The following is a 9,469-nucleotide window of genomic DNA, read 5'->3' on the forward strand; positions in this document are numbered from 1 at the left end:
GCCGCGCCGGCCGGCGGACGCGCGGGGCGCGCGGCGCCGCCGCGAGCCTGACCTGCTCCTGGCGGTACTCGACCTCGGCCCACAGGGCCGGTCCCCACATCGTGCTGCTCATCGTGACCTCCCCGTCCGGCGCCGTGCCGGTTCGAGCCCTCACACTGGTGCTGAGGCCCGGGCGGGCGGATCGGTCGGTCGTCGGGTCCCCGGGGGTCGGCCGCGCGGACGCGGCGCTGAGGTGGGGCCCTGCTCGCCTGAGGTACCTCAGGCGAGCGGTGCGCTCAGGACGCGGTGGGTGCCTCAGACGCGGTGGGTGCTCTCAGGACGCGTACCGCGCGGCCGAGCGCGCGCGACGCTTCTCGGCCTCGACCTCGCGGTCCTTGGCCGGGGCGTGGGTGACGAGGTCCTCGAGCAGGTGCCGGGTGGCGTGCGCGACCTCGGCGACCGCCCGGTCGAACACCTCGCGGTTGGCCTGCGAGGGCTTGGTCGTCCCGCTCACCTTGCGCACGTACTGCAGCGCCGCCGCGTGGACCTCGTCGTCCGTCGTGGCCGGCTCGAAGTTGTGCAGGGGGCGGATGTTGCGGCACATGCCTCGACAGTAGGACGGCGCCGCGGACGTGTCAGCCCCCCGCCCGCGCCGCCGGTACCGTCGGCGCATGCAGCCTCTGGACGTGGTGCGGTGGGGGATCATCGGCGTCGGCGACGTGACGGAGGTCAAGAGCGGGCCGGGCTTCCAGCAGGCCGAGGGCTCGGAGCTCGTCGCGGTGATGCGGCGCGACGGCGCCAAGGCGGCCGACTACGCCCGTCGTCACGGCGTGCCCCGCTGGTACGACGACGCCGACGCGCTCCTCGCGGACCCCGACGTCGACGCGGTCTACGTCGCGACGCCGCCCGACTCGCACCGCGACTACACGGCGCGCGCGGCGGCCGCCGGCAAGCCGGTCTACGTCGAGAAGCCGATGGCCCGCACCGCGGACGAGTGCCGGACCATGATCCGTGCCTGCGACGCGGCCGACGTCCCGCTCTTCGTCGCCTACTACCGCCGCGCCATGCCGCGCTTCGCCACGGTCGCCACGCTCCTGGCCGACGGCGCGATCGGCGACGTCCGCGCCGTCACGCTGCTGACGACGTCGGGCGGCGTGTGGGACCCCGCGCACCTGCCCTGGCGCGTGCGGCCCGAGATCTCCGGCGGTGGGCTCTTCGTCGACCTCGGCTCGCACACCCTGGACCTCGTGGACCACCTGCTCGGGCCGCTCGGCGACGTGCAGGGCCGGGCCGTGAACGTGGCCGGGCAGTACCCGGCCGAGGACACCGTGACCATGACGTTCCGCGCGGGCGCCGACGTCGAGGGCACGGGCCTGTGGTGCTTCGCGGCCGAGGAGCGCACCGACGAGGTGAGCCTCGTGGGCTCGCGCGGGACGCTGCGCTTCTCCACCTTCGGCGACGAGCCGCTCCGGCTCACGACGGCGACCGGCACGCGGGAGATCGAGGCACCGCGACCCGCGACGGTCCAGCTCCCGCTCATCCGCACCGTCGTCGACGCGCTGCGCGGCACGGGGGAGTGCCCCAGCACCGGCCGCACCGCGTTGCGCACGTCCGAGGTGATCGACACGGTGCTGGCCGACTACCGGGACCGGATGGCGCTCGGTTCCTGAAGGGCGCTCCCGGTGGTCCACACTGGTGCGGTGAGCGAGAGCATGACCGAGCCGGTCAGTGCGGCCCTGCGGGACGCGAAGGCGCGGGCCCGCTCGACCCACTACACGGTGGGCACCGTCCACACGGACCCCGACGGGACGGTCTGGTTGCCCTGCTCGTGCGGCACCGTGCTGCGCAACGGCCCCACGTGGACCCTGGACGAGCACGTGCGCCTGCACCGCGCCGAGGCCAAGTACCTCGAGCTGTCGGCGGCAGCGCCCCCCGGCATCCCGCGCCTGATCAGCCTGCCGTGAGCGCACCCGACCCCGCCGGCCTGCTCGGCCGCTCGTTCGCGGGCGTGCTGTTCGACATGGACGGCACGCTCATCTCGTCGGTCGAGGCCATCGTCCGCGCCTGGACCACCATGGCGCACGAGTACGGCATCCCGCCCGACCGCTTCGGCGACGTCCACGGCATCCCCACGCGCCGCCTGGTCGATCTCCTGCTGGCCCACCTCGCGGAGCCCGAGCGCGAGACGGCCTACGCGCGGGTGCTCGAGCTCGAGCTCGGCGACGTCGCCGGGATCACCGTGCTTCCCGGGGCCGTCGAGGCCCTCCAGCTGCTCGCGCCGCTCGGCCTGTGCGCGATCGTCACGTCCTGCACGCGCGACGTCGCCGTCGCGCGTCTGGCGGCGGCGGGGCTGCCGGTCCCGGCGGCCCTGGTGACCGTGGACGACGTCGTGCGGGGCAAGCCCGACCCGGAGCCGTTCCGCCTGGGCGCCGACCGGCTCGGCGTGGAGCCGGCGCACTGCCTGGTCGTCGAGGACGCGACGTCGGGCATCGCCGCAGGCCGCGCGGCGGGTGCGGCGACGGTCGGTCTGCTGACGACGACGCCCGGGATCGACGCGGACCTCGTGGTCCCGGACCTCGCGGCGCTGCGGTTCGCGGTGGCGGCCGACGGCCGGGTCCGGATGGGGCTGGCGTGAGCGGCGACACGCGGAGGAATCCGCGAGAAGAGGTGCCGGTCGGCCGGATCTGGCAGGCTCGGCGCGCCGCCCATGGCGGCATGCACCAGGCTGGGGGTGCCGCCGAACGGGTGACACCCATGACCGACCGACGACCGATCGACCGTGCTGGGAGGGTGCAGTGAGCCGCGACCGCGCTCGCCGGACCTCGTCGGGCAGCACCCTGCGCCTCGTCGGCCAGGACGCGGGCCCCGACGCCGCCGGCGTGCGGGTGCCCGACGCCGCTGCGGTCGACGTCGGCGAGGACGGTGCGACGGCGATCGTCCTGCCCGGCCAGCGCCAGTCGGTCGGCATGGGCCGCCACTGGGTGGTGCGCACGGCCGCTGCGGGTGGCGTGGTGGGCATGGCGAACCAGGTGGTCGAGCTGCTCTCGAGCGAGCTGCTGGCCAACGCCGTGCTCCACGGGCTCGAGGGCGGCGCCGTCGGGGTGCAGGTGCGGATCACGCCCGCGCTCGTGCGCGTCTCGGTGAGCGACGGCGGCGGGCTGTCGCCCGTCGTCCTGCACCGGGAGCCGTCGGCGCCCGACGGCCGCGGGATGGCGATCGTCGAGGCGATGTCGAGCCGCTGGGGCGTCGACGCGCACGCCGAGGGCGGCAAGACGGTGTGGTTCGAGCTCGACCTGGACGACTTCTGAGCGCCACGCAGGCCCCCGTCGAGACCGACGCCGGCCCGCGGCGCCACCCGGCGTCCATCGTCCCCGCCGTTCTCGTCGCGGGAGGGGGCCTGGCCCTCTTCGGCCTGCAGCAGGCGCTCGTGGGCTGGGCGCTCCTGGGCGCCGCGCTGCTCGCAGCAGCGCTCGTGGGGCGCGCGGTGGGCCACCTCGGGCTGCTGCGGGACCTCGCGCTCGTGGTCCTCGGCCTGGGCATCATGAGCGCGGTGCCCGTCAACACGGACGTCAGCAACGCCCACATGCTCGCCATGGGGACAGCGATGATCCTCGCGGTCGCCCTGCCGTACCTGGTCTCGCGGTTCGTCTACCGCGACCACGCGATCCGCTTCCCCCTGCGCGCGGGGCGCTGGACGCGCTTCGAGAAGGTCTGGCTCGTCGCCGTCGTCGTCATCGGCTACGCGGTGCTGCCCGTCTACATGATCCGCACCGGGGTCTACGAGAACTGGCCGGCGGTCGAGGACCCCGAGGGCGTCGCGCGCCTGTTCCTCGGCACCAACGTGCTCGGCATCTGGGACGAGCTGTTCTTCATCTGCACGTGCTTCACGCTCCTGCGCCGGCACCTGCCGTGGTGGCAGGCGAACCTCGTGCAGGCGGTGCTGTTCACGTCCTTCCTGCACGAGCTGGGCTTCCACGCCTGGGGCCCGTGGCTCATCTACCCGTTCGCGCTGATCCAGGGCTACACGTTCAAGGTCACGCGCTCGCTGACGTACATCGTGTGCGTGCACCTGCTCTTCGATCTGATCCTGTTCCTGGTGCTGCTGCACGCCCACCAGCGGGACTGGGTGCCCTTCTTCGTCTACTGAGCGGCTCGGGGCGGCGCGCGGCGCCGGACGTGCGAAGGGCCCGGCACCCTGCGGGTGCCGGGCCCTCGTCACACGGGCGTCAGGTCAGGACCGTCCCCCTCGCCGGACCACCGTCAGCTCGTGCTCCGCCGTCGCCGGCGCCACCTGGGCGTTGCCCGAGTAGGCCACCGTCAGGTGGTGCGTGCCCACCGACAGGTTCGACGGCAGCCGGACGAGCGCCACGCCCGTGCGGCCCAGCGTGACCACCGGTCCGGAGGCCAGGACGCGGCTGCCCTCGCGCACCTCGAGCGTGCCCGTCGGCCGAGGGCCGCCGGTGATCACGAGGCCCGTGACGAGCGCGAGCTGGCCCTGGCGGACCTGGCTCGGCGCGCCCACCAGGAGGTGCGACGCCGCGCGCGCCGCCACCTGGACGGTCACCACCTCCGAGGAGGACCCGAGCCACCGCGCACTGTCCGGCGCGTAGACCGCCTGCAGCGCGTGGCTCCCGGCCGCCAGGGTCGCCGTGGCCGTCGCGACCCCGCCGGACACGCCCGCCGACGCGACCTCGGTGGTCCCGTCGAGGAACGTCACGGTCCCCGTCGCCTCGGGCGGTGCCACCGTCGCCGTCAGCGTCAGCGGCGAGCCCTCGGTGCGCGTCCCGGCGACGGCGAGCGTCGTCGTCGTCGGCGTGCTCAGCGGGGCGGTGACGTCGACGACCTGCGCGCGCCGGCCGTCGGGGTTGGCGTTGTGCAGCACGAGCAGCTGCGCGTCGCCGCTCGTCGCGGCGCGGTGCACCGTGACCGTGGCCCCGTCGCCGGCCTCGAACCACAGCGAGTCCGGCGTCGTGCCCTCGAACCAGAACGGCGGCGCATACGGGTCGGCGCTGAACGGCTCGACCACGTCCGTGTCGCCGCCCGCGCCGGGCGCGTACGCCGAGGACGTGGCGACCCGGAAGGTCGGCACCTGCCCGGGCTCCACGACGCCCGCCAGCGGGATCGGCACCACCAGGACGTCGTTGTCGAAGACCGTCGACAGCTCGTCCGACCACGCCCCGTTGACGGGCAGGATGTCGACGACCTGGCCGACGTCGTAGCCGCCCGCGGGGTCGGGGACCAGCGTGTAGCTCGCCGCGACGGTGAGGTCGGTCTCGGGGGAGAGCTTCTGGACGGCCGTCTCCAGGTCCCACACGCCGTCGCCGTCGACGTCCGTCTGGACGTACGGCACGACGGAGGCGGTGCCCAGGTTGGCCCACTCGCCCTCGGTCGCGATGCCGATGCCGATGGTGCCGCCGGTCGGGTCCTCGCCGGCCGCCGCGAGCTGCGGCGCCGTCGAGGAGAAGCCGACGTAGCGGATGTCACCCGCGCCGATCGACGAGTCCGACGTGCCGGCGCCCGAGGGGTCGGCCTCGAGCTGCGGGCTCGTCGCCACGAGGGTCATGGGCGCGACGTACGACGCCCAGCCCGGCGTGGTCACGCTGCGGCCCGTCACCGTGAGTGGCGCCGTGGTGGCGGCCTCGTCGGCGAAGGTCACGGGCGCCGCGGTGAGGTCGCTGACCGGCCGCGGTGCGGCGTGCACCGGGACCCGGAGCTCGGGCCCCTCCTCCGGGGTCAGGACCAGGCGCCCCGACAGCGTCGTGACGAAGTCGCGCGGCACCCCCGACGCGAGCGGTTCGGACGTCGGGTCGAGGTCCCGCGTGAGCCCGGCCGGGTCGACCGTCAGCGTGAGCGTCACGACGGCGTCGTCGTCCGGGGCGACCGTGACCGAGGCCGGCGAGGCCGTGATCGACGCGCTGCCCGCGGTCGTCGCGGTCGAGACCGAGGTCGCATAGGTCCGCGGCTCGTCGCCGGTGTTGCGCACCGTGACCGTGCGCCGCTCGACGACCGTCTCGGCGGCCACGTCGACCACGCCGAACGTGACCGAGACGAGCTCGGGGTCCTGCGACGCGTACGCGATGACCTCGGCCCGCGACGCGTCGAGCGCGTCGACGCGTCCGGAGCCGACCCGCTCGGGGCCGTACACCGGGCCGGAGCGGTCGGGGCCGGAGTAGACGTCGTGCGTCGCGGTGTTCATGACGGCGGCCTTGACCTGCTCGGGCTCCCAGCCGCCGTGCTGCTCCACCACGAGCGCCGCGATGCCCGCCACGTGCGGCGTCGCCATCGACGTGCCCGAGATCGTCAGGACGTCGTCGCCCGTGCCGGACGCCGCCGAGGCGATGCGCGTCCCGGGCGCCGCGACGTCCGGCTTGACGATGCCGAGCGAGCCGTGGACGCCGCGCGAGGACCCGGCCGCGAGCGTGTCGCCGTATGTGGGGTCGTCGACGAACGCCGCGTTGGCGAGCGACGGACCCAGGTGCACGACGAGCGTGCCGGCGCGCACCTCGGCCGCCAGGGCGTCGGTCTCCGGTGCGGTGAGCTGCGCCCCCGGGATCTGCGGGTTGCCCGAGATGCCCGCCGCGAAGACCGGCAGCTCGGTGCCGATGAGCACGCCCACCGCACCCGCGGCCGTGGCGTTGTTCCACCGTGCCACCGACCCGCACGCGCGGGACGCGTCGTCGTCGTCCCACCACAGCCATGCGATCTTGCCCGTGACCGCGGCCGACTCCTCCGCGGTGAACGCCCGGCACCCGTCGAACTCGCCGATGTAGGCGACCGGCGCGGTGACGTCCTCACCGCCCGCGTACTCGATCGAGTTCTGGGCGGCGTGCAGGCCCACCAGGGCCGGGTCGGCGGCCTCGACGACCTCGACCGCGTCGAAGGTCTGCGTGTCCGCGACCGAGTTCGCGACCGTCAGCGACGTGCGGGCGTTGCCGGGGCTGCCGCCCACGTCGGTGATGTCGCCCGCGTTGCCCGATGCGATGACCGACAGCACGCCGAGGCGGCTCAGCTCGTCGATGAACCGGTTCTCGGGGTCGTCGGCCGGGCTGGCGTCCGAGCCGAGCGAGAGGTTGAGGATGTCGAGGTGGTCGCTGAGGTCGCCGTCGCCGTTCGGGTCGGCCGCCCACTCCAGCGCGCTGATGACCAGCGACGTGCTGCCGCCGACGTCCCCGAAGACCTTGAGCGCGTAGATGCCCGCCTCGGGCGCCGTGCCCGGGCCGATCTGCCAGCCCTCGAGGTCGGTCAGCGTCGTGTAGTCACCCTCGAACGTGGTGCCGTCCGCGACGGTGCCGTAGCCCGCGGCGCTGCCGGCGACGTGCGAGCCGTGCCCGCCGCCCGCGGTGTGGGGCGCGTCGATCGGGTTCTCGTCGGGGGTCGGCGTCGAGCCGGGGACCCGCGCGTCGTACGTCGGCCCGGCGAAGTCGTAGCCGCCCAGGTACTTGGCGGGGTCGAACAGGCCATCGGGGACCGGCCCGGTGCCGTCGGTCCCGTAGGCCTGGGCGTAGGCCTCGGGCGTGCCGGGCCCGCCGAAGTTGGCGTGGGTGTAGTCCACGCCGGTGTCGATGACGCCGATGGTGACGTCCTGGCCGGTCAGGCCCGTGGCGGCCCATGACTCCAGGGCGCGCGTGAAGACGTCGGCGCCCTTGTTGGCGGGCTCCTTGGGCACGACCAGGTCGACGCGCACGACGGCGTCGTCGGCCGCGAGCCCGCGGATCTGCTCCGCGTCGCCGGTCACGACCACGCCCGCGACGAGGTTCGACGTGACCTCCAGCGGGGCCGGCGCCGACGCCGAGCGTGCGGTGGCGCTCGGCACGACCTGCTCGGCGAGGTCCGCGACCTCGTCCGCGACGGCGGCCACCTGGGCCTCGCTGCCGCCGGCCTCGGCCGTGTCGAGCGCCGAGGGCGCGTCGAGCTGCACGAAGGCGGTGACCTGCCCGGTCGCGCCCGCGAGGCTGGGGCCCACCGTGGCACCGTCGTCACCGGCGGGGAGCGCCAGGTCGGTCTCCGGGACCGCGAGCCCGTCGGCGGGGGGAGGCGGCTCGGGCGACGCGGGCGACGCGTACGCGGCCCCCGTCACGGCGAGCGGCAGCGCGAGCGCTGCCGTGGTCAGGGCGGCCAGGACGGGACGACGGCGCATGGAGACTCTTCCCCTCGGGGTGCAGGTTCCCCTGGGTGACGCGGCCGACATCGTCGGCGGCCGCGTCACCCGGTGGTAGGCCGCACAGTAGCCCCGCGGACGCCCGCGGGTGAAGAGCCATGGTCACATCCAGTCACAGCGCCATGACTGCCGCGGGGTCGCGCTGCCACCCGGCGCGGAGCGGGGCCGGTGGGCGCGGCACCCCGGCGATCCTCGGGGTGAGGATCCGGGTCAGGTCAGGGCTGGTCCCTGAGGCGCGACGCGCGCGCGGGGAGCAGGCTGGAGCCGTCGGGGGAGACCCGCACCGATCCGTACCGAGGAGCTGCCGTGAACATCCACGAGTCCATGTACCGCGCCGGCCTGTCGCGCCCGAGCGAGGGCCGCGTCCTCGGCGGCGTGTGCGCCGGCATCGCGCGGCGCGTCGGGCTCGACCCGTGGGGCACGCGCCTGCTGGTGTTCGTGCTGATGGTGGTGCTGCCCGGCTCGCCACTGATCCTGTACCCGATCGCCTGGGCCCTGATGCCGGCCGACCGTCCCGGGCCCGTGGTGCACGTCGCCCCGCCGCCCCCGGGCTCGGTGCAGGACTGACCGGGTCCGGCCGGGTCCGGCCGGGTCAGCCCCGACCGCCGGGCCGCACGCGTCCGGCCAGCAGGCCTCCCGCCAGCGCGAACGCCGCCGCGACGGCGAAGCACACCAGGTAGGCCGCGGTCGTGTCGCGCGCGACGAGGAGGGCGAACAGCGGGCCGCTGACGGCCAGCACCACCGCGGTCGTGATGGCCTCGTTGACCTGCAGGGCCGAGGTGTTGGCGCCCTGCTCGGCGGGTGGCGAGAGCCGGAACACGAGCAGGGTCAGCGTCGGGTAGACCAGACCCATGCCGAGGCCGGACAGGCCCCAGCCGAGCACCGCGACGGCGACGGGGACGGTCGGCCAGACCGCGCTCGCGGCGAGCGCGATGCCCAGGGCGAGGCTCACCGCCCCGGCGCGCAGCACGCGGTGGTCGGCCCAGCGGCCCTCCTGCCGTCCCCGCAGCCACGAGCCGGCCGACCACAGCACCGCCGCCGTCGTGAGCGCGAGGCCGGCGACCGCCGGTCGCAGCCCGCGCTCGGTCACGAGGACGAGCGGCAGGTAGATCTCGGCGCCGAGGAAGGCCGCGGGCAGCAGGCCGCGCAGGGCGACGACGGCGGGCAGCCCGCGCGCCACGCGCAGGGTCCCTCGCGGGAGGAGCCCCGGCAGCGAGACGGCCAGGACCACCACGGCCGCGACCACCACGGCCGGACCCCGCGCGTCCCCCTGCTGGCCGGCCCAGTGCAGGGCGAGGGCGCCGGTGGCGGCCCCCGCCGCGGACAGCAGGC

Annotated in this window: 8 protein-coding genes and 1 pseudogene; 6 read left to right on the top strand and 3 right to left on the bottom strand. The window is 75.3% G+C overall.

Translation table 11 applies throughout. The features are described from left to right. Positions 1–313 precede the first annotated feature (313 nt). Complete coding sequence (locus tag IDM29_RS12100; protein ID WP_182112987.1) at positions 314–583, bottom strand: DUF2277 domain-containing protein; 270 nt, start codon at positions 581–583, stop codon at positions 314–316. A gap of 67 nt (positions 584–650) precedes the next feature. On the opposite strand from IDM29_RS12100, the gene IDM29_RS12105 reads away from it, so the two are divergent. The 5 genes from IDM29_RS12105 to IDM29_RS12125 all read left to right on the top strand — a co-directional run bounded on the left by IDM29_RS12105 (position 651) and on the right by IDM29_RS12125 (position 4,126). Beyond that, positions 651–1,649: a Gfo/Idh/MocA family protein gene (locus IDM29_RS12105; protein WP_182112988.1), complete on the top strand. Its 999-nt coding sequence runs from the start codon at positions 651–653 to the stop codon at positions 1,647–1,649. A 30-nt stretch (positions 1,650–1,679) separates the two neighbouring features. Further along, positions 1,680–1,943: a hypothetical protein gene (locus IDM29_RS12110; RefSeq protein WP_255491740.1), complete on the top strand. Its 264-nt coding sequence runs from the start codon at positions 1,680–1,682 to the stop codon at positions 1,941–1,943. Continuing rightward, a complete protein-coding gene (locus IDM29_RS12115) occupies positions 1,940–2,614 on the top strand; it encodes an HAD-IA family hydrolase (protein ID WP_220458009.1) in 675 nt (224 codons plus the stop codon). Before IDM29_RS12110 ends, IDM29_RS12115 begins: the two co-directional genes overlap by 4 nt. Positions 2,615–2,774: 160 nt before the next feature. Continuing rightward, on the top strand, positions 2,775–3,287 hold the full coding sequence (locus IDM29_RS12120) for an ATP-binding protein (protein WP_255491741.1): 513 nt from the start codon (positions 2,775–2,777) through the stop codon (positions 3,285–3,287). A gap of 56 nt (positions 3,288–3,343) precedes the next feature. Continuing rightward, positions 3,344–4,126 carry a type II CAAX prenyl endopeptidase Rce1 family protein gene (locus IDM29_RS12125; protein WP_182114007.1) on the top strand — a complete coding sequence of 261 codons (783 nt, stop codon included), beginning with the start codon at positions 3,344–3,346 and terminating at the stop codon, positions 4,124–4,126. 84 nt (positions 4,127–4,210) lie between these two features. On the opposite strand, the gene IDM29_RS12130 is transcribed toward IDM29_RS12125, so the two are convergent. After that, on the bottom strand, positions 4,211–8,116 hold the full coding sequence (locus tag IDM29_RS12130) for a S8 family serine peptidase (RefSeq protein WP_182112989.1): 3,906 nt from the start codon (positions 8,114–8,116) through the stop codon (positions 4,211–4,213). A 327-nt stretch (positions 8,117–8,443) separates the two neighbouring features. Between IDM29_RS12130 and IDM29_RS12135 the strand changes: the two genes are divergently transcribed. Beyond that, on the top strand, positions 8,444–8,704 hold the full coding sequence (locus IDM29_RS12135) for a PspC domain-containing protein (protein WP_255491742.1): 261 nt from the start codon (positions 8,444–8,446) through the stop codon (positions 8,702–8,704). Between the two features lie 25 nt (positions 8,705–8,729). On the opposite strand, the pseudogene IDM29_RS12140 reads toward IDM29_RS12135, so the two are convergent. Then, a pseudogene (locus IDM29_RS12140) lies at positions 8,730–9,469 on the bottom strand (MFS transporter); the annotation flags it as partial.

Source organism: Actinotalea sp. JY-7885, assembly GCF_014525465.1.
Classification (GTDB): Bacteria; Actinomycetota; Actinomycetes; order Actinomycetales; family Cellulomonadaceae; genus Actinotalea.